The sequence below is a fragment of the Paracoccus sp. S3-43 genome, assembly GCF_029027965.1.
Lineage (GTDB): Bacteria > Pseudomonadota > Alphaproteobacteria > Rhodobacterales > Rhodobacteraceae > Paracoccus.
In genome coordinates this window covers 1,469,479-1,488,980 of the sequence record NZ_CP119082.1, presented here as the reverse complement: position 1 = coordinate 1,488,980, position 19,502 = coordinate 1,469,479, and the positions used below count along the sequence as shown (strand labels likewise).

Genomic DNA, 19,502 nt, shown 5'->3' with positions numbered 1-19,502 from the left:
GCGTCCTGTCCAGAGACGGCGCTTGAACCGCCGCGGGCATGGGCGTAACGACCCGTCATGCGGATACTCTTTCTTGGCGATGTGATGGGGCGGGCCGGGCGGCGCGCGATCGTAGAGCGGCTGGCCCCGCTGCGGACGCGGCTGAAGGCCGACCTGGTGGTGGTGAACGCCGAAAACGCCAGCGGCGGGCGAGGCTGCACGGCGGGCCATGCCCAGCTTCTGCTGGATTCGGGCGCCGATTGCCTGACGCTGGGCGACCACGCCTTCGATCAAAAGGACATGCTGGCCTTCATCGACCGCGAACCCCGCATCGTCCGCCCGCTGAACTTCGCGAAAGAGGCCCCCGGCCGGGGCAGCGCCATCGTCAGCGACACGCGCGGGCGCAAGCTGCTGGTGACGCAGGCCCTGGGGCAGGTGTTCATGTCGCGGCCCTATGACGACCCGTTCTCGGCCCTGGACGCGGTGCTGCGCGCGCATCCGCCGGGCGGGATGGTGCAGGCCCTGCTGGTCGACATCCATGCCGAGGCGACCAGCGAGAAGATGGCGGCGGGCCATTTCTGCGACGGCCGGGCCAGTGCCGTGCTGGGCACCCATACCCATGTGCCGACCGCCGACGCCCAGATCCTGCCGCGCGGCACGGCCTTTCAGTCGGATGCAGGGATGTGCGGCGACTATGACAGCGTGATCGGCATGGACAAGACCGAACCGCTGCGCCGCTTCATCACCGGCATGACCCGCGACCGCTTCACCCCGGCCGAGGGCGAGGCGACGCTGTGCGGCGCCCTGATCGTCACCGACGACCGCACCGGCCGCGCCACCGCCATCGAGGCGGTGCGCGACGGCGGACGGCTGGCCCCGGCCCCCGTTCCCGCCGCATAGAAGATCTTCGCTTGTGCTTGCGGTCGCGGGGAAAACAATTCTATCTCGCCCCTGGTGCCGGCGTTGACCGGCGCCCAGCGACAGGGGCTTCATGCTTGGATTTGACCTGACCGGAACGAACGCCTCGATCGCCATGCTGGTCATCGTGACGATCACCTTCATCCAGTTCATCCGCGAAAAGCAGCCGCCCGAGGTCGTCGCCATCGGCTCCGCCGCCGCGATGCTGGTCCTGGGCCTGCTGCCCGCCGACGACGCGGCGGGCGTGCTGTCGAATTCCGCCCCCTGGACCATCGCCTTCATGTTCCTGATCATGGGCGGGCTGCTGCGCACCGGCGCGTTGGAGATGATGTCGCGCATCGTCACCGCGCGCGCGGCGACCAACCCGGCGCTGACCGTCTGCGCGCTGTTCGGCTTCGTGATCGTCGCCTCGGCCGTGATGAACAACACTCCGGTCGTGGCGGTGATGATCCCGATCTGCATCCAGCTTTCCCGGCGGCTGAACGTCTCTCCGTCCAAGCTGCTGATGCCGCTCAGCTATTTCACGCTGATGGGGGGCATGATCACGCTGATCGGCACTTCGACCAACCTGCTGGTCGACGGCGTGGCGCGCGAACAGGGGATGGAGCCGTTCACGATCTTCGAAATCGCCCCGGTCGGCATCGCCATCACCCTGGCCGGAATCGCCTATTTCGCGCTGCTCGGGCGCAAGCTGCTGCCCGACCGGACCTCTCTGGCGGGGTTTCTGGGGGCGCGGCGGGAAATGAAGTATTTCACGGAACTGGCGATTCCGCAGGATTCGTCCCTGGTGGGCCAGAAGGCGGTCGAGGTCGCGCTGTTCAAGCGCGACGCGGTGCGGCTGATCGACGTGCTGCGCGGCGACGCGTCCTTGCGCCGCGACCTGGCCAGCGTCGTGCTGGAACCCGGCGACCGCGTGGTTCTGCGGTCGGAAATGGTGGACCTGCTGGAGCTTCTGGGGAACAAGAACCTGCAAGTCGCGGACAAGCTCAGCTCGGTCGCTACCGATACGGTCGAGGTTCTGATTTCGCCCGGCGCGCATCTGATCGGGCGGCGGCTGGGCGACATGCGCCTGCGCCGCCGCTATGGCATCTATGTCCTGGCGGCGCATCGGCGCGACCAGAACCTGGGACGCCAGCTGGACGATCTGGTGGTGCGGGTGGGCGACACGCTGCTGCTGGAAGGCGCGCCCGAGGATATCGCGCGGCTGGCCGCCGACATGGGGCTGGTCGACGTGACCCGCCCCGCCGCCCGCGCCTATCGTCGGGACCGCGCGCCCATCGCCGTCCTGTGCCTGCTGTCGGTGGTGACGCTGGCCGCCCTGGACGTGGCGCCGATCATGGTGCTGTCCTTCCTGGCGGCGGCGGCGATCCTGCTGACCCGCTGCATCGACGCCGAGGAGGCCTTTGCCTTTATCGACGCACGGCTGATGGCGATGATCTTTGCCATGCTGGCGGTGGGCGAGGCCCTGGAACATACCGGCACGGTCGCGCTGATCGTGGATGTCGTCACCCCCTGGCTGCGCGACCTGCCGCCTTTCGCCACGCTGATCGCGATCTATTTCCTGGGGCTGGTGATGACCGAGATCCTGTCGAACAACGCGGTCGCCGTGCTGCTGACGCCCATCGCCATCGCGCTGGCGCAGTCGCTGGGCCATGATCCGCGCGCCTATGTCGTGGCGGTGATGTTCTCGGCCACCGTCGCCTTCGCGACGCCCATCGGATACCAGACGCATATGATGGTCTATGGTCCCGGCGGCTATCGCTTCAGCGATTTCTTGCGCGTCGGCGTGCCGCTGGACATCATCTGCGGCATCGTCGTCTGCCTGGTGATCCCGCTGTTCTGGCCGCTTTGAGGCCGGGTCAACCCTTCCTGCCCGTCCCGCAATGCTGCCATGCAGCATTGGCCGTTGTGAAACGCCGGTCCCGCGGCAATATGGGTGGGCGGGGAGGAAACGTTTTGTGTTGCACGAAAGGGTTTCCACATGGCCAACACGACCATCGGCACGCCGCGGGGCCTTTCCTGGGCCTTCCTGACCGCTCCTCTGGCCGCCATCGGCCGGTTCTTGGTGCTGGTCGCCGAATCCAGTTCCCGATACCGGGAGCTTGAGCGTCTGCGTCAGGTGAGCGACGCCCAGCTTTCCGCGCGCGGCCTGACCCGCGACGGCGAAATCCGCCGTATCATGGGGGTTTCGGCCCTTCTCTAAGATCCGCCGCCGGATCCGCTGCGCAGCGCCCGCCCCCTGGGGGATCGGGCGCTTTTGCATGTGCCGCGTGATGACTTGCGAGGGATGGGCGGGCTGGACTAAAAGCGCGCCTATCCGGAATTTTCTGAACTGCGAAGGACGACCGATCATGGCAGGCCATTCCAAATGGGCCAATATCCAGCATCGCAAGGGGCGCCAGGACGCCGCGCGATCCAAGCTGTTTTCCAAGCTGGCCAAGGAAATCACCGTTGCCGCCAAGATGGGCGATCCCGATCCCGACAAGAACCCCCGCCTGCGCCTGGCCGTGAAAGAGGCCAAGTCGAATTCCTGTCCCAAGGACGTGATCGACCGCGCCATCAAGAAGGCCGTGGGCGGCGACGCCGAGAATTACGAAGAAATCCGCTATGAGGGCTATGGTCCCAACGGCATCGCCCTGGTCGTCGAGGCGATGACCGACAACCGCAACCGCACCGCCTCGAACGTGCGCAGCTATTTCACCAAGGCGGGCGGCGATCTGGGCCAGACGGGTTCGGTCAGCTTCATGTTCGACCGGGTGGGGGAAATCATGTATCCCCTGTCGGCGGGCGATACCGACAGGGTGATGGAAGCCGCCATCGAGGCGGGCGCCGACGACGTGGAAACCGACGAGGAAGGCCACTGGATCTATTGCGCCGACACCGCCCTGAACGAGGTGTCGACCGCGCTGGAGGCGTCCTTGGGCGAATCCGAGACCGCGAAGCTGATCTGGAAGCCCCAGTCCCCGTCCGAGATCGCCGATCTGGAAACGGCGCAGAAGCTGATGAAGCTGATCGACGCGCTGGAAGACGACGACGACGTGCAGAACGTCACCGGCAATTTCGACCTGACCGAAGCGGTCGCGGCGCGACTGTAGCGCCGCCCTGCCGGGGGCGGTGGCGGGGGGCCAGCCCCCCGGTCCCTACGGGACTCCCCCCGGGATATTTGGACCAAGGCAAAGGGCACGGGGCGGTCCGGCGCGGCCTGGGTCAGACCAGCTTCGAGCAGCCGCACCTGATCCAGATGCGCGGCAAGGCGCGACCCTGGGGCGGTCGCCCGGATGGGCGGACCCCGGTCGATCTGGACGGTTCCCATCCGGTCCTCGAGCGTGCGGATGCGTTGAGAGACGGCCGAGGGCGTGACGCGCAAGGCCAAGGCGGCGGCGTCGAACGATCCGCGGCGGATCACCTCGGCCAGGACGGCGAGGGCGGGATAGTCCAGCATCAGCGGCGCTTCATCGGGGTAAGGCAAATTCAGTGCGACTGATCTTCCGCCTGTGCGACAGGGCCGGCCGGAGGTGCCGTGATGATGTCCTATGCCGCCGGGCTTGGAACCGGGTTGTCGCTGATCGTCGCCATCGGCGCGCAGAACGCCTTTGTCCTGAAGCAGGGGCTGATGCGGCGGCATGTGTTCTGGGTCTGCCTGGTCCGCGCCCTGTCCGACGCGGCCCTGATCCTGCTGGGCGTGACCGGCATGGCGCGCATCGTCGCGGCCGCGAGCTTGCTGGCGGAGGTGATGCGGTGGGCCGGGGCGGCGTCCTCATGTGGTCCATCGCGCTGAGCCTGATCGCCGATTGAACCTTGCGCAGCCGCCGCAAAGCGGTCCAACTGCACATCATGCAAATGGACATGCAGACACGCCGCGATCTGGCGGGAATCGGCTGGATGCTGGCGACGGGGCTGTGCTTCGTCGCCGTGAACGGCATCGTGCGGTGGCTGGGCGGCGCGGTGCCCGCCCCCCAGGCCGCGTTTATCCGGTTCCTGTTCGGGCTGGTGTTCCTGGGACCGGTGCTGATCCCGGCGCTGCGGGCGGGGTTTCCGCCCCAGGTCTGGCGGATGCTGACGCTGCGGGGGGCGCTGCATGTCCTGGCGGTGATCGCGTGGTTCTATGCCATGTCGCGCATCACCGTGGCCGAGGCGACGGCCATCGGCTTTCTGAACCCCATCGTCGTCACCGTGGGCGCCGCCCTGATCATGGGCGAGCGGCTGGCCGCCCGGCGGATCGCGGCGGTCTGCGTCGCGCTGATCGGGGCGCTGATCGTGCTGCGGCCGGGGCTGCGGGAACTGGATCCGGGGCATCTGTCGCAGATCGTGGCTTCGCTGGCCTTCGGGGCCTCCTATCTGGTCGCCAAGCGGCTTACCGACCATGTTCCCGCCGCCATCGTCGTGGCGATGATGTCGCTGACCGTCGCGATCGGCCTGGCGCCGATCGCCTGGGCGGTCTGGGTGCCGCCGACCTGGGCGCAGATCGGCTGGCTGGGGCTGGTCGCGGTCTTTGCCACGGTGGGGCATTACACGATGACGCGCGCCTTTGCCGCGGCGCCGCTGACGGTGACGCAGCCGGTCGTCTTCCTGCAACTGATCTGGGCCAGCCTGCTGGGCGTCCTGGTCTTTCACGAACCCATGGACCAATGGGTGATCCTGGGCGGCGCGTTGATGATCGGCGCGATCAGCTATATCACATGGCGCGAGGCGCGGCTGCGGTCGGCCGCCATTCTGCCTGCCGCCGAACAGCCATGAAAAAACCCCGCCGCGAGGGACGCGGCGGGGCCATGTTCGGATCAGCCGATCACATCCCGGCGTAGAGCGGGAAGCGGGCGCAAAGCTGGGCCACCTCGGATTTCACCTTGGCCTCGACCTCGGCATTGCCTTCCTCGCCATTCGCCGCAAGACCGTCCACGACCTCGACGATCCAGCGGGCGATCTGGCGGAATTCCTCTTCGCCGAAGCCGCGGGTGGTGCCGGCCGGGGTGCCCAGGCGGACGCCGCTGGTCACGAAGGGTTTTTCCGGGTCGAAGGGCACGCCGTTCTTGTTGCAGGTGATATGCGCGCGGCCCAACGCGGCCTCGGTCGCCTTGCCGGTCACGCCTTTCGGGCGCAGGTCGGCCAGGCACAGGTGGTTGTCGGTGCCGCCCGAGACGATGTCGATGCCGCCCTTCATCAGCTCGTCCGCCATGGCCTGCGCGTTCTTCACGACCTGCGCGGCATAGGCCCTGAACGAGGGCTGCAACGCCTCGCCGAAGGCCACGGCCTTGGCGGCGATCACATGCATCAGCGGGCCGCCTTGCAGGCCGGGGAACACGGCGCTGTTGATCTTCTTGGCGATCTCGGCGTCGTTTGTCAGCACCATGCCGCCGCGCGGGCCGCGCAGGGACTTGTGCGTGGTGGTGGTCACGACATGCGCATGGGGCAGGGGCGAGGGGTGCTGACCGCCCGCGACCAGGCCCGCGATATGGGCCATGTCCACCATCAGCCAGGCGCCGACCTCGTCCGCGATCTTGCGGAAGGCGGCCCAGTCCCAGACGCGGCTGTATGCCGTGCCGCCCGCGACGATCAGTTTCGGCTTATTTTCCAGGGCCTTCTGGCGGACCTCATCCATGTCCAGCAATTGGTCCTGCTGGCGCACGCCATAGCTGACGACGTTGAACCACTTGCCCGACATGTTCACCGGCGATCCGTGGGTCAGGTGCCCGCCGGAATTCAGGTCCAGGCCCATGAAGGTGTCGCCCGGCTGCAACAGCGCCAGGAACACCGCCTGGTTCATCTGGCTGCCGCTGTTGGGCTGGACGTTGGCGAATTCGCAATCGAACAGCGTCTTGGCGCGTTCGATGGCCAGGGTCTCGACGATATCGACATACTGGCAGCCGCCGTAATAGCGCTTGCCCGGATAGCCCTCGGCGTATTTGTTCGTCAGGACCGAACCCTGCGCCTCCAGCACGGCCTTGGACACGATGTTCTCGGACGCGATCAGTTCGATCTCGTCCCGCTGGCGGCCCAGTTCCTGGGTGATGGCCTTTGCGACCTCGGGATCGCTGCTGGCCAGCGTTTCGGTGAAGAATCCGGTTTCGCGGGTGGGGGCGTTCATGGTCTCGCGTCCTTATCGTTGGGCCAAGGGGCGGTGGTTCGGCGCCTTCTAACCCACGGTTCACGGTGCGGAAAGGCACAAATGCGGCAGAATCCGGGATAGGGGCGACAGGGCTTGCATTGCCAGGGGCTGCGTCCGATGCTGCCCGCGCCAAGCAGGGACCGACATGACCGCCAAGATCCATTTTACCGCCAGCGAATCCGAGATCGCGCAAAAGGCCCTGGCGGTGCTGACCGACCGGTATGGCGCGGCGGATCTGGATCGGGCGCAGGTCGTGGTGGCGCTTGGCGGCGACGGGTTCATGCTGCAAACCCTGCACGCGCTGACCGACCGCGACCTGCCGGTCTATGGCATGAACCGGGGAACCGTGGGGTTCCTGATGAACGGCTATTCCGAAACCGGGCTGCTGGAACGGCTGGCGGCCGCCGAGGAAACCGTCATCAACCCCCTGCGGATGCGGGCGATCCGCGCCGACGGGTCGGTCCACGAGGCGCTGGCCATCAACGAGGTCAGCATGTTGCGCGAAGGGCCGCAGGCCGCCAAGCTGCGCATCCATGTGGACGGCAGGATGCGGATGGCCGAACTGGTCTGCGACGGCGCGCTGATCGCCACGCCCGCCGGGTCCACGGCCTATAACTATTCCGCGCATGGCCCGATCCTGCCGATCAATTCCGAGGTTCTGGCCCTGACCGCCATCGCCCCCTTCCGCCCCCGCCGCTGGCGCGGCGCGCTGCTGCCCAAGGGCGCCGAGGTCGAGATCGAGGTGCTGAACCCCGAGCGCCGCCCGGTCATGGCGGATGCGGATTCCCGGTCGGTCCGCCATGTCGTCCGCGTCCAGATCCGCAGCGCCCAGGACGTGCGCCACCGGCTGCTGTTCGACAACGGCCACGGGCTGGAAGAACGGCTGCTGCGCGAACAGTTCGTGTGAACGGGCTGGAAGCGCGGGGCGATTTCTGCTTGAAGAGGCGCGACCATCACGGGACCACGCCATGACCCTGCATATCGACCTGCAAGCCATCGTCGCCAACTGGCAGGCGCTTGCCGCCAAGGCCCCCGGCGCGCGGACCGCAGCCGTGGTCAAGGCCGATGCCTATGGCCTGGGCGCGGCGCGGGTGGCGCCCGCGCTGTATCAGGCCGGGGCGCGGGATTTCTTCGTGGCCCTGGCGTCCGAGGGCCGGGCGCTGCGCCCGCATCTGCCGGACGATGCCCGCATCAATGTCCTGTCGGGACATCTGCAGGGGGCCGACCTGACCGGCCTGGTCCCCGTTCTGAACAGCCCCGAACAGTTCTTCCGCGACCGCGCGATGCGGCCCGGCAAGCCCTTCGCGATCCAGCTTGACACCGGTATGAACCGCCTGGGGCTTGAACCGGGCGAATGGTCCGTGATCCGGGCCGAGGCGCTGGCGGCAGGCCCCGATTTCATCATGTCCCATCTGGCCTGCGCGGACGAACCGGACCACGCCGCCAATGCCGCGCAGCTGGCGGCGTTCCGCGCCATGACCGAGGGCTGCGGCGTGCCGCGTTCGCTGGCGGCGACGGGCGGGATCCTGCTGGGGCCGGATTATCATTTCGACCTGGTCCGCCCCGGCATCGGCCTTTACGGCGGGCTGCCCTTTGCGGATGCCCAGCCGGTGATCCGCCTGTCCCTGCCGGTGATCCAGACGCGAACCGTGCAGCCGGGCGAATTCGTGGGCTACGGCGCCACCTGGACGGCCGCCGCGCCGCGCCGCATCGCCACGGTCGCGGCGGGCTATGCCGACGGGATCCTGCGGTCGATCTCATCCAAGGGGGCCGACCTTTACGCGGGCGACACGGCCTGTCCCATCGTCGGCCGCGTGTCGATGGACCTGATCACCGCCGATGTGACCGGGCTTGAGGATATTCCGGCGGAACTGGACCTGATCTGTCCCGCGCAGCCGGTGGACAAGGTGGCCGATTACGCGGGCACCATCGGGTATGAGATCCTGACCTCGCTGGGTCATCGCTACAACCGGATCTATCGGTGAACCCAGTCCGGCTGATCGGCCGCGCCGCGCTGTCGGTGACGCGCGGGATCGGAGCCGTCGCGCTGTTCACCGCGCGCGGCCTGTTCCGGCTGCGGCCCTTTCACGGCCGCGCCTTCGCCGCGCAACTGGTCCAGATCGGCTGGCTGTCGCTGCCGGTCGTGGGGCTGACGGCGCTGTTCACCGGGGCGGCGCTTGCCTTGCAGATCCATTCCGGCGGCGCGCGCTTTCAGGCCAGCGACGTGGTGCCCGCCATCGTCGCCATCGGCATGGTGCGCGAACTTGGCCCGGTGCTGGGCGGGCTGATGGTCGCGGCCCGCGTGGCAAGCTCGATCGCGGCGGAAATCGGCACGATGAAGGTCACGGAACAGATCGACGCGCTGGTCACGCTGTCCACCGATCCGATGCGGTGGCTGGTCACGCCGCGCTTGTGGGCGGCGATGCTGACCGTGCCCGTGCTGGTGGGAGTGGGCGACATCATCGGCATCCTGGGCGGCTGGCTGGTCGGCACGCAGTCGCTGGGCTTCAATTCGACCCCCTATCTGGCGAACACCTCGGCCTATCTGGAACGCTGGGACGTGGTGTCGGGCCTGCTGAAGGGCGCGGTCTTCGGGCTGATCGTCGCGGTCTGCGGCTGCTGGTTCGGCATCCGGTCGGGGCGCGGCGCGGCGGGCGTCGGGCGGGCCACGACATCCGCCGTGGTCGCCGCCGCCGTGGGTATCCTGGCCGCGAATTTCGTGCTGACGGGGCTGTTCTTCGAATGATCCAGATCGCCGGTCTGCACAAATCCTTTGGCGGCAAGCCGGTGCTGGCGGGCGTCGATCTGGCCGTGGCGCAGGGCGAGAGCCTGTGCGTGATCGGCCAGTCGGGCACGGGAAAATCGGTGCTGCTGAAATGCGTCCTGGGCCTGACCGCGCCGGATGCCGGGCGGATCCTGTGGCAGGGCAGGCCCTTGGATCGCGCAACGCGGCCCGCCTTCCTGGCCCGCTTCGGGATGCTGTTCCAGGGGGCTGCGCTGTTCGACAGCCTGACCGTCTGGCAGAACGTCGCCTTTCGCCTGCGCCAGCGGATGCCGGACGCCCAGGCCCGCGCCATCGCCGTGGAAAAACTGGTCCGCGTCGGCCTCGGTCCCGAAACCGCCGACCTGATGCCCGCCGAACTGTCGGGCGGCATGGCCAAGCGCGCCGGTCTGGCCCGCGCCATCGCCGACGATCCGGCGGTGATCTTTTTCGACGAACCGACGACCGGGCTGGACCCGATCCGGGCGCGGCGGATCAACGCCCTGATCCGGGGGATCGTCACCGAAACCGGCGCCACCGCCATCACCATCACCCATGACATGGATTCGGTCCGCGCCATCGGCGACCGGGTGGCGCTGTTGCAGGACGGGCGCATCGCCTGGGACGGGCCGGTCTCGCAGATGGGTGACGCCGCGCCGCTGGCGGGGTTTCTTGGCAACACCCCGCCACTATGACCTTGTGCGAATCCCCCCGGATTGCCACCATGACGGCAAGACCTGAGCAGGAGAGAAATTTGGGCCTTACGCCTACGCCCCCCGTCGCGACCCCTTCGACCGAAACCCTGCTGGAATTTCCCGACAACCGGCTGCTGATCGACCTGTGCGGCGTGAACGACCGCCATCTCGCCCGGATCGAGGAGGCGCTTGGCGTCCATATCCTGCGGCGCGGCAACCAGGTGGCCGTGGTCGGCACCCCCGAGGCGCAGGCCGAGGCCGCCCTGCTGCTGCGCGGCCTGTACGCGCGGCTGGAACAGGGCCGCCCGGTGTCCCTGGCCGAGGTCGAGGCCGCCTTGCGTATGGGCGTTGATGACAGCGCGCCCGCGACGCCCGCCGAACAGATGGAGATGTTCGCGGCGGGCGACTATGAGCTGCGGACCCGCAAGAAATCGGTGGAACCGCGCACCGACGCGCAAAAGGCCTATGTCCGGTCGCTGTTCCAGAATGAACTGGCCTTCGGCATCGGCCCGGCGGGCACCGGCAAGACCTATCTGGCGGTCGCGGTGGGCGTCACCATGCTGATCGGCGGGCATGTCGACCGCATCATCCTGTCGCGCCCGGCGGTCGAGGCCGGGGAACGGCTTGGCTTTCTTCCCGGCGACATGAAGGAGAAGGTCGATCCCTATATGCAGCCGCTCTATGACGCGCTGAACGATTTCCTGCCCGCCAAGCAGATGCAGAAGCTGATGGAGGAAAAGCGCATCGAGATCGCGCCCCTGGCCTTCATGCGCGGCCGCACGCTGTCCAATGCCTTCGTGGTGCTGGACGAGGCGCAGAACGCCACCACCATGCAGATGAAGATGTTCCTGACCCGCCTGGGCGAGGGATCGCGCATGGTCGTGACCGGCGACCGAACCCAGATCGACCTGCCGCGCGGGATGCAGTCGGGCCTTGTCGATGCCGAACGCATCCTGGACGGGGTCAAGGGGATCGGCTTCAACTACTTCACCGCCAAGGACGTTGTGCGCCACCCGCTTGTCGCGCGCATCATCACCGCGTATGACGCGGACGATGCCGCCGCCCTGGCGCGCGGCGAATCAGAGGGACCGCGCGGACAATACGCACCCCGCCGGGCAATGCGAGGCGATGCCTGACGACATATCCACCGATTGCGTCATCGAGGATGACCGATGGGAGACACTGGGGCTTGAGGCCCTGGCCGAACGCGCGGTGACCGCCGCGCTGTCCTGGCATGGCATCGGCGGAGCGGTCGTGGTGATGGGCTGCGACGACGCCCGCATCGCCGCGCTCAACGCCGATTTCCGCGGCAAGCCCCGCGCCACCAACGTGCTGTCCTGGCCCTCGGTCGAGCATGTCCCGCACGAACCCGGCGCCGCCCCCGACCTGCCGGACGAGGATGAGCTGGGCGACATCGCCATCGCCTATGACACCTGCCTGGCCGAGGCGCAGGCGCAGGGCAAGCCGGTGGCCGATCACGTCACGCATCTGCTGGTCCACGCGACCCTGCACCTGCTGGGCTATGACCACCAGGACGACGCCGACGCGGAAACCATGGAAGCGGCCGAGCGTTCGATCCTGTCGCGCCTGAATATTCCCGACCCCTATCACGAGAAGGTCTGATGAACTCCGAGTCTCGATTACCCGGCCATCCCCTTGGTGCCGATGCCGCCTCCGAGGCGGATGGCGTCGGAGGAGAGGGACGGGATCTTCCCAGTTCGCGCGGTTTCCTGGGACGGTTCTTCGACGCCCTGAAAGGCGCCGAGGATGAGGCCGACGACAACGACAGGCGCGCCCAGATCGTGCCCGGCATGGTCAACCTGCGGCGGATGCGGGTCGACGACGTGGCCGTCCCCAAGGCCGAGATCATCGCCGCCGCCGAAACCAGCAGCCTGGACGATCTGGTCGCGCTGTTTCGCGAACACGGCTTTTCCCGCCTGCCGGTCTATGCCGAGACATTGGACAGCCCCTTGGGGATGGTCCACCTGAAAGATCTGGCGCTGAAGCACGGGTTTGGCGCCAACGGCGAATTCCACCTGCGGCCGATGCTGCGGCCCCTGCTGTATGTTCCCCCGTCGATGTCCATCGGCGTGCTGTTGCAGCAGATGCAGCAGAAGCGCACCCACATGGCGCTCGTCATCGACGAATATGGCGGCGTGGACGGGCTTGTGACCATCGAGGATCTGATCGAACAGGTCATCGGAGAGATCGAGGACGAACATGACGACGCCGAGGGCAGCCTGTGGGTGCTGGAAAAGCCCGGCCAGTGGCTGATCCAGGCCCGCGCCCCCGTCAGCGATGTCGAGGCCGAGACCGGCCTGCCCCTGCTGGGCGAGAACGAGGGCGAGGATATCGACACCCTCGGCGGGCTGGTCTTTGCCCTGGCGGGCCATCTTCCCGCGCAGGGAGAGGTGATCCCCCATGCCTCGGGCGCGGAATTCGAGGTGGTCGATGCCGACCCCCGCCGCATCAAGCGGGTGCGGCTGCGCCTTCCGGCGGCGAGGGCGGCGGACGAGGTGCGCCCGCATCACATCCCCCAGCAGGATTTGGGCCAGGAAAGCTAACGGGCGGATCGAAACAGGTTCAGCGCCGCCGACAGGAAGGCGGCGCGGCGATCGGGGGTGCACATCATGACCTCGTGCCGCGCGCCTTCGACCGTCATCAGCGAAGCTGCGGGCCAACCGGAAACCCGGTCGCGGATCGCCGTCGACGAGACGATCCTTTCCCGGCTGCCCAGGCTGACCAAGGCGGGAAGATCGGGCGACGGCAGGCGCGACAGGCGCAGGCATTCGTTCAGCGCCTTGCCCACCCAGTCGAAGCTGGCGCCGCCCAGGGTCATGTCGGGCCAGTCCGCCGCCTGGCGCACCATGCGGCACCATGCGTCGGCATCCTCGGTCAGCAGGTTGGCGCTGAAGCTTTCGTCCAGCACATAGGTGCCAAGCGCGCCGCCCCCGCTGCCGGGGGCAAGGCGCGCGCCGCGCCCCAGCCGTCCCGCCAGATAGGCCATGCCCACGGCCAGCCCATGCGACATCGGCCGCAGGTTGATGCCCCACATGGGCGCCGAAAACGCGGCCGAGGCGACCGGCAGATCCTGGTGCAGCGCCGCCAGGCCGATGCAGCCGCCCATCGAATGGGCCAGCAGGTGCCAGGGCCGGGGCAGGGCCAGTTCGGTCGCGGCCACGATCATCTCGACCACGTCGCGCTGATAATCGGCGAACTGCCCGACATGGCCCAGCCGCACATCCGGCAGCAGCCGGTCGGACAGGCCCTGGCCGCGCCAGTCGATCGCCAGCACATCGTATCCCGCCGCCGTCAATTCGGCGGCGATGCCCGAGTATTTCTCGATATATTCGGTGCGGCCGGGAAACAGCAGCACGCTGCCCCGGCTGCCGGTCGCGGCGGGCCAATGGGCCAGCCGCAGGGTCACGCCGTCGTCGGCCTGGGTCCAGAAGGCCCGCGCCGGGGGCGAGGGATCGTCCGGCAATTGCCTGAACGGAGCGGGCCGGCCGGGCATCGGATCAGGACAGCGCCTGGCCCAGCTGCATGGCGACACCCATCGACCCGTCGATCCTCAGCTTGCCCATCATGAAGGCGGTGGCCGGGTTCACGCTGCCGTTCAGGATGCCTTCGAAGGTGTCGCGGCTGGCAAACAGCGTCACCTCGGCCTCTTCGTCGCCTTCGCGAACGCCGTTTTGGTCGATCATGATCGCGCCTTCATCCTCGATCACGAATTTGGCGGTCGATCCGAACGTGCCGATCTTTTCGTTCAGCTTCTCGACGGCCGCATGCACAACATTGCTCATCTTTTTTCCAGGTCTTTCGTTTCGGGTGGGCTGGCGCCCGGCAAGCGGGCTGGATAACATCCCTGATATGCGTCCGGTCCGCCACATTTTCCATGATGTCGTCGCGGCATTCCGCCACGGAATAATTACCTTTTTCTTCATTTCCGCAACCGCTTTGGTGGCCGCCGCTGCCGCCGGGGCGCAGGATCGCCCCGACATGGACGATCTTTTCCGCCGCCTGGCCGAGCCGCAGGGCGAATCCTGGCGCATCGCCGAATCGGATATCCTGCGCGAATGGTCGAAATCGGGATCCGCCGCGATGGACCTGCTGTTGCAGCGGGGCGAGGAGGCCCTGGACCAGGGCGACACCCAGGCCGCCATCGGCCATCTGACCGCGCTGACCGACCATGCCCCCGACTTTCCCACGGGTTTCTATACCCGCGCCGCCGCCTATGCCGCCGCCGGGCAGTTCGGCCCGGCCTTCCAGGATCTGTCCCGCACCCTGCGCCTGGAGCCGCGCCATTTTCCCGCGCTGACCCAACTGGCCATCATGCTGGAGGAGACCGGCGATACCGAACGCGCCCTTGCCGCCTTCCGCGAAAGTCTGGCCATCCATCCCCACCAGCAAGAGGCGATTGATGGCGTCGCGCGTCTGGAACGGCAGCGGGACGGCACCGATATCTAGGCCATGACACTTCATGAACGCGGCCGCGTCACGGCCATCCTTGGGCCGACCAATACCGGCAAGACGCATTACGCGATCGAACGGATGCTGGCGCATCGGACCGGCGTCATCGGCCTGCCCCTGCGCCTGCTGGCGCGAGAGGTCTATGACCGCATCGTGCGCGCGCGCGGCCCCTCGGTCGTGGCCCTGGTCACGGGAGAGGAGCGGATCGTCCCCGACCGCGTGCAATACTGGGTGGCGACGACCGAGGCGATGCCCGACATCGCCGCCGATTTCGTCGCCATCGACGAAATCCAACTTTGCGCCGATCCCGAACGCGGCCATGTCTTCACCGACCGGCTGCTGAAGATGCGCGGCCTGCACGAGACGCTGTTCCTGGGCAGCGACACGATGCGCCCGGCCATCGCCTCGCTGATCCCCGGCGTGCAGTTCCAGCGGCGCGACCGGCTGTCGCAACTGTCCTGGTCGGGGTCGAAGAAGCTGTCGCGGATGCCCGCGCGGTCGGCCATCGTCGGGTTCTCGGTCGATGACGTCTATGCCATGGCCGAACTGATCCGGCGGCAGAAAGGCGGCTGCGCGGTGGTGATGGGCGCGCTGTCGCCCCGCACGCGCAACGCCCAGGTCGCCATGTATCAGGCCGGAGAGGTCGATTACCTGGTCGCCACCGACGCTATCGGCATGGGCCTGAACCTGGACATCCGCCACGTCGCCTTCAGCGCCACCCACAAGTTCGACGGCCGCCGTGTCCGCCCGCTGTTCCCGCACGAGATGGGCCAGATCGCGGGACGCGCCGGGCGGCACATCGAATCGGGCACTTTCGGCGTGACCGGAGAGGCCGAGGTTCTGGACGAGGGGCTGATCGACGCCATCCAGAACCACCGCTTCGCGCCGATCCAGCGGCTGACCTGGCGCAATTCGGACCTGCAATTCGGCACCATGGACCGGCTGGTGGAAAGCCTGGAATCGCCGTCCGGCCACGCGCTGCTGGGCCGGGGCCGGGACGCGGACGATGTGCAGGCGCTGAAATCGCTGCGCGACATCCCCGACATCCGCGACCGCGTGCAGGGCGGGCAGGACGTGCGGCTTTTGTGGGACGTGTGCCGCGTGCCGGATTTTCGCGGCATCTCGCCCGTCGAACATACCAGCCTGCTGGCGCGAATCTTCGGCTTCCTGCAAGATGGGGCCATTCCGTCGGACTGGCTGGCCGCCGCGATCCGGCGGATCGACCGGACCCATGGCGATATCGACGCGCTGTCCAAGCGGCTGGCCTATATCCGCACCTGGACCTATGTCGCGCAGAGATCCGGCTGGGTGCAGGACGAAAGCCATTGGCGCGGAGAGACTCGCGCGGTAGAAGACCGCTTGTCGGACGCCTTGCACGCCGCGCTGACCCAACGATTTGTGGACCGGCGCACCTCGGTGCTGCTGCGCCGGCTCAAGCAGAAGGAGAGCCTTGTGGCCGAAGTGAACGACAAGGGCGAAGTGACGGTCGAGGGCGAATTCGCCGGCCGTCTGGAAGGCTTTCGCTTCCGCCCCGACCAGACCGCAACGGCGGACGAGGCCCGGATGCTGAACCGCGCCAGCTACGAGGCGCTGCGCCCGGAATTTCACCTGCGCGCCGACCGCTTCTACAACGCGCCGGATACCGAACTGGACTATACCGAACAGGGCGGGCTGATGTGGGGCACCGCCGCCATCGGCAAGCTGGTGCGCGGATCGGACGCGCTGCATCCCGGCGTCGAGGTCTTCGTGGACAAGGAAGCCGGTCCCGAGATCGCCGAGAAGGTCAAGCGCCGCTTGCAGCACTTCATCGACCGCAAGGTGGCCGCCCTGTTCGAGCCGCTGCTGACCCTGCAAAAGGACGAGGCGCTGACCGGGCTTGCGCGCGGCTTTGCCTTCCGCCTGGTGGAATCGCTGGGTGTCCTGCCGCGCGACGGCGTGGCCCACGAGGTCAAGGAGCTGGACCAGGAGGCGCGCGGCGCGCTGCGCAAGCATGGCGTCCGCTTCGGCCAGTTCACGATCTTCATGCCCGCGCTGCTGAAACCCGCGCCCACCCGGCTGCGGCTGGTGCTGTGGTCGCTGGCCGAGGGGCTGGACAGCTTCCCGGAAAGCCCGCCGCCCGGCCTGGTCACGATCCCGCATATCGCCGAGGTTCCCGAACAGCATTACACGCTGTCGGGATATCGTCCTGCGGGCGAACGCGCGATCCGCATCGACATGCTGGAACGGCTGGCCGACCTGCTGCGCACCCAGGACACGCGCGGCGGCTTCGAGGCCAATCCCGACATGCTGTCGATCACCGGCATGACGCTGGAACAGTTCTCGAAACTGATGGAAGGGCTTGGCTATGCCGCCGAGCGCGGCGAGCGGGCCAAGGTCAAGACGGCCGAGGTTCCGGTCGCGGCGCCCGCGCCGGAAGGCGAGGCGTCGGACGCCCCGCTGACCGAGGAGGAAAGCGTGCTGGCCGCCGAGACCCGCGCGAAATGGGAGGCCGAGCAGGCCGAGAAACGCCGCGCCGAGGCCGAGGCCGCGGGTGAGCCGGTCGAGGAAGCCGCCCCCGAGATGGAGGTGTTCTATACCTTCCGCTGGGCGCCGAAGCCGCGCCCGAACCGCCGTCCGCAGGGCGACGGCCAGGGCCGCCGGGGCGGCCCGCGCCGCGACGCCGCCGGTCAGGACGGCGCAGGCGAAGCTGGTGCCGACCGGCAGGAACGGGGCGACCGGCAGGAACGGGGCGACCGTTCCGCCCATCAGGGCGACCGCCCGGACCGTCCCGAAGGCGGGCGCCCGAACCGCGAACGCCGCGACAAGCGCGATCATGGCGAGGGCGGCGGCAAGCCGCGCGGCAAGGAGAACTTCAAGAAGGGCGGCAAGCCGCAGCAGAACAAGCCCGCCACCTTCTCCTCCCGGCCGGAAAAGAAGGCCGATCCCGACAGCCCCTTCGCGATCCTCGCGGCGCTGAAGGACAAGAAGTGACGGACGGTCCCGACGGGCTGCGACTGGACAAGTGGCTGTTCTTCGCGCGGGTCTTCAAGTCCCGCGCGATTGCCGTCGAACGGATCGAGGGCGGGGGCGTGCGCGTGAACGACCAGCCCTGCAACAAGCCCGGCAAGCTGGTCCGGCCGGGCGACCGGATCGTGGTGTCGGCCTTCGGCCATGTCCGGGTGCTGGAAATAGCCGCGCTTGGCCAGCGGCGCGGCCCCGCGCCCGAGGCTCAGGCCCTGTATCACGACCTGGACGAACCGGCCTGACGGATCCCGTTCGGATGCGCGCGGCCCGCCGGGAACGGCGTTTCCTGCTGGCGCGCTTTCGCGAAACGGCAGTCTTTTCCAAAGCTGCGGCCTTGAATGATCGAACACCGGGGCGTAACTAGCCCTCGGAAGGAATGGAGCCTCTGATGACCTATGTCGTGACCGATAATTGCATCATGTGCAAATACACCGACTGCGTCGAGGTCTGCCCCGTGGACTGCTTCTACGAGGGTGAAAACACCCTGGTGATCCATCCCGACGAATGCATCGACTGCGGCGTCTGCGAACCGGAATGCCCGGCCGACGCGATCCGCCCCGATACCGAACCGGCCATGGAGGAATGGGTCGAGTTCAACCGCAAATATTCGGAAATCTGGCCGGTCATCACCCAGAAGAAGGATCCGTTGCCCACCGCCGCCGAACTGGACGGCGTTCCGGGCAAGCTGGAGAAGTATTTTTCCGAAGCGCCGGGCGAGGGCGACTGATTGTCGCGATTCGCAGGCTGCCGTCGCGTCAATTTTTCGGCGTTCTTTTCTTAATCATTTGGATTAAAACGCTTTTCGCGCAGGGCGCGAGCCGGGGGACTTTCCCCACAGGATGCTTTTTTTGGCGTCTTATTTATGCTATATTCAGGAAACATTCGCATCTGATGGGAGTCAGAGGCCCCAAGGATGTGCGCCCCGAACTGCCGATTTCCTGCCTTCTGCCGGGCAGGGACACCATCACGATCAAAAAACGCACCGGAGGTGGCCTGGGCCGCTTTCGGTTCTTTGTGTCCTTCTCAAGGCACCACCAAGAGGAAGCCAGATGTCCAAGACCAAGAAAAACGAATTCCGCCCCGATGACTTCGTCGTCTACCCGGCCCATGGCGTCGGCCGCATTGTCTCGATCGACGAACAGGAGGTCGCGGGCCTGCGGCTGGAGATGTTCGTCATCTCTTTCGAGAAGGACAAGATGACCCTGCGCGTTCCCACCGCCCGTGCCTCGGAAATCGGGATGCGCAGCCTGTCGACCCCCGACCTGATCGACCGCGCCCTGGAAACCCTGAAGGGCAAGGCCCGCGTCAAGCGCGCGATGTGGTCGCGCCGGGCGCAGGAATACGACCAGAAGATCAATTCCGGCGACCTGATGTCCATTGCCGAGGTGGTGCGGGACCTGCACCGCAATGACGATCAGCGCGAACAGTCCTATTCCGAACGCCAGCTTTACGAAGCGGCCCTGGACCGGCTGACCCGCGAGGTCGCGGCTGTCAAAGGTTTGGACGAGGGTGCGGCCCAGAAAAGCGTCGAGGAAGTGCTGCTGTCCCGCGCCGCCTGATGTCGCACCCATCG

21 protein-coding genes and 1 pseudogene are annotated in these 19,502 nt (G+C 67.4%); 18 read left to right on the top strand and 4 right to left on the bottom strand.

Annotation, left to right across the window (positions count from 1 at the left end; translation table 11 throughout):
• The first annotated feature begins 57 nt into the window (after window positions 1-57).
• The 4 genes from PXD02_RS07690 (at window position 58) to PXD02_RS07675 (ending at window position 3,992) form a co-directional block, all read left to right on the top strand.
• Window positions 58-879 (top strand): TIGR00282 family metallophosphoesterase, encoded by an 822-nt coding sequence (locus PXD02_RS07690; protein WP_275106229.1) that lies wholly within the window; start codon window positions 58-60, stop codon window positions 877-879.
• 91 nt (window positions 880-970) lie between these two features.
• Window positions 971-2,749, top strand: coding sequence for an SLC13 family permease (locus PXD02_RS07685; RefSeq protein WP_275106228.1), 1,779 nt, complete (start codon window positions 971-973; stop codon window positions 2,747-2,749).
• Window positions 2,750-2,878: 129 nt separating this feature from the next.
• Window positions 2,879-3,100, top strand: a complete 222-nt coding sequence (locus tag PXD02_RS07680) for a hypothetical protein (protein ID WP_275106227.1) — start codon at window positions 2,879-2,881, stop codon at window positions 3,098-3,100.
• Window positions 3,101-3,248: 148 nt separating this feature from the next.
• Complete coding sequence (locus tag PXD02_RS07675) at window positions 3,249-3,992, top strand: YebC/PmpR family DNA-binding transcriptional regulator (protein ID WP_275106226.1); 744 nt, start codon at window positions 3,249-3,251, stop codon at window positions 3,990-3,992.
• A gap of 176 nt (window positions 3,993-4,168) precedes the next feature.
• Here PXD02_RS07675 and PXD02_RS07670 read toward each other — a convergent pair.
• Window positions 4,169-4,339: pseudogene (locus PXD02_RS07670) on the bottom strand (LysR family transcriptional regulator); the annotation flags it as partial.
• An 81-nt stretch (window positions 4,340-4,420) separates the two neighbouring features.
• Here PXD02_RS07670 and PXD02_RS07665 point away from each other — a divergent pair.
• Window positions 4,421-4,675 carry a LysE/ArgO family amino acid transporter gene (locus PXD02_RS07665; RefSeq protein ID WP_275106225.1) on the top strand — a complete coding sequence of 85 codons (255 nt, stop codon included), beginning with the start codon at window positions 4,421-4,423 and terminating at the stop codon, window positions 4,673-4,675.
• A 68-nt stretch (window positions 4,676-4,743) separates the two neighbouring features.
• Window positions 4,744-5,634, top strand: coding sequence for a DMT family transporter (locus PXD02_RS07660; RefSeq protein ID WP_275106224.1), 891 nt, complete (start codon window positions 4,744-4,746; stop codon window positions 5,632-5,634).
• A gap of 49 nt (window positions 5,635-5,683) precedes the next feature.
• Here PXD02_RS07660 and glyA read toward each other — a convergent pair whose 3' ends face one another.
• The gene (gene glyA / locus PXD02_RS07655) at window positions 5,684-6,979 is read right to left on the bottom strand and encodes a serine hydroxymethyltransferase (RefSeq protein ID WP_275106223.1); all 1,296 of its coding nucleotides are present in this window, start codon (window positions 6,977-6,979) and stop codon (window positions 5,684-5,686) included.
• A 118-nt stretch (window positions 6,980-7,097) separates the two neighbouring features.
• Between glyA and PXD02_RS07650 the strand changes: the two genes are divergently transcribed.
• The 7 genes from PXD02_RS07650 to PXD02_RS07620 all read left to right on the top strand — a co-directional run bounded on the left by PXD02_RS07650 (window position 7,098) and on the right by PXD02_RS07620 (window position 13,020).
• Window positions 7,098-7,907: an NAD kinase gene (locus PXD02_RS07650; RefSeq protein WP_342759906.1), complete on the top strand. Its 810-nt coding sequence runs from the start codon at window positions 7,098-7,100 to the stop codon at window positions 7,905-7,907.
• A gap of 61 nt (window positions 7,908-7,968) precedes the next feature.
• Window positions 7,969-8,985: an alanine racemase gene (gene alr, locus PXD02_RS07645; RefSeq protein WP_275106221.1), complete on the top strand. Its 1,017-nt coding sequence runs from the start codon at window positions 7,969-7,971 to the stop codon at window positions 8,983-8,985.
• Complete coding sequence (locus tag PXD02_RS07640) at window positions 8,982-9,746, top strand: MlaE family ABC transporter permease (RefSeq protein WP_275106220.1); 765 nt, start codon at window positions 8,982-8,984, stop codon at window positions 9,744-9,746. The genes alr and PXD02_RS07640 overlap by 4 nt, the downstream gene beginning before the upstream one ends.
• The gene (locus PXD02_RS07635; RefSeq protein ID WP_275106219.1) at window positions 9,743-10,456 is read left to right on the top strand and encodes an ABC transporter ATP-binding protein; all 714 of its coding nucleotides are present in this window, start codon (window positions 9,743-9,745) and stop codon (window positions 10,454-10,456) included. Before PXD02_RS07640 ends, PXD02_RS07635 begins: the two co-directional genes overlap by 4 nt.
• 59 nt (window positions 10,457-10,515) lie before the next feature.
• The gene (locus PXD02_RS07630; protein ID WP_275106218.1) at window positions 10,516-11,592 is read left to right on the top strand and encodes a PhoH family protein; all 1,077 of its coding nucleotides are present in this window, start codon (window positions 10,516-10,518) and stop codon (window positions 11,590-11,592) included.
• Complete coding sequence (gene ybeY / locus PXD02_RS07625) at window positions 11,585-12,079, top strand: rRNA maturation RNase YbeY (RefSeq protein WP_275106217.1); 495 nt, start codon at window positions 11,585-11,587, stop codon at window positions 12,077-12,079. The genes PXD02_RS07630 and ybeY overlap by 8 nt, the downstream gene beginning before the upstream one ends.
• A complete protein-coding gene (locus tag PXD02_RS07620; RefSeq protein WP_275106216.1) occupies window positions 12,079-13,020 on the top strand; it encodes a hemolysin family protein in 942 nt (313 codons plus the stop codon). Before ybeY ends, PXD02_RS07620 begins: the two co-directional genes overlap by 1 nt.
• Here PXD02_RS07620 and PXD02_RS07615 read toward each other — a convergent pair.
• Together PXD02_RS07615 and PXD02_RS07610 are read right to left on the bottom strand one after the other, a co-directional pair.
• A complete protein-coding gene (locus PXD02_RS07615; RefSeq protein ID WP_275106215.1) occupies window positions 13,017-13,970 on the bottom strand; it encodes an alpha/beta fold hydrolase in 954 nt (317 codons plus the stop codon). The genes PXD02_RS07620 and PXD02_RS07615 overlap by 4 nt on opposite strands.
• A gap of 4 nt (window positions 13,971-13,974) precedes the next feature.
• Complete coding sequence (locus PXD02_RS07610) at window positions 13,975-14,259, bottom strand: SCP2 sterol-binding domain-containing protein (RefSeq protein ID WP_275106387.1); 285 nt, start codon at window positions 14,257-14,259, stop codon at window positions 13,975-13,977.
• Window positions 14,260-14,455: 196 nt separating this feature from the next.
• On the opposite strand from PXD02_RS07610, the gene PXD02_RS07605 reads away from it, so the two are divergent.
• The 5 genes from PXD02_RS07605 (at window position 14,456) to PXD02_RS07585 (ending at window position 19,488) form a co-directional block, all read left to right on the top strand.
• Window positions 14,456-14,923, top strand: a complete 468-nt coding sequence (locus PXD02_RS07605) for a tetratricopeptide repeat protein (RefSeq protein WP_275106214.1) — start codon at window positions 14,456-14,458, stop codon at window positions 14,921-14,923.
• Window positions 14,924-14,926: 3 nt separating this feature from the next.
• Entirely contained in the window at window positions 14,927-17,896 is a 2,970-nt protein-coding gene (locus PXD02_RS07600) for a helicase-related protein (RefSeq protein ID WP_275106213.1), read from the top strand.
• Entirely contained in the window at window positions 17,893-18,171 is a 279-nt protein-coding gene (locus tag PXD02_RS07595; RefSeq protein ID WP_275106212.1) for an RNA-binding S4 domain-containing protein, read from the top strand. Before PXD02_RS07600 ends, PXD02_RS07595 begins: the two co-directional genes overlap by 4 nt.
• 146 nt (window positions 18,172-18,317) lie before the next feature.
• Window positions 18,318-18,656 (top strand): ferredoxin FdxA, encoded by a 339-nt coding sequence (gene fdxA, locus PXD02_RS07590; RefSeq protein ID WP_275106211.1) that lies wholly within the window; start codon window positions 18,318-18,320, stop codon window positions 18,654-18,656.
• A gap of 322 nt (window positions 18,657-18,978) precedes the next feature.
• The gene (locus PXD02_RS07585) at window positions 18,979-19,488 is read left to right on the top strand and encodes a CarD family transcriptional regulator (protein ID WP_275106210.1); all 510 of its coding nucleotides are present in this window, start codon (window positions 18,979-18,981) and stop codon (window positions 19,486-19,488) included.
• Window positions 19,489-19,502: the final 14 nt, after the last annotated feature.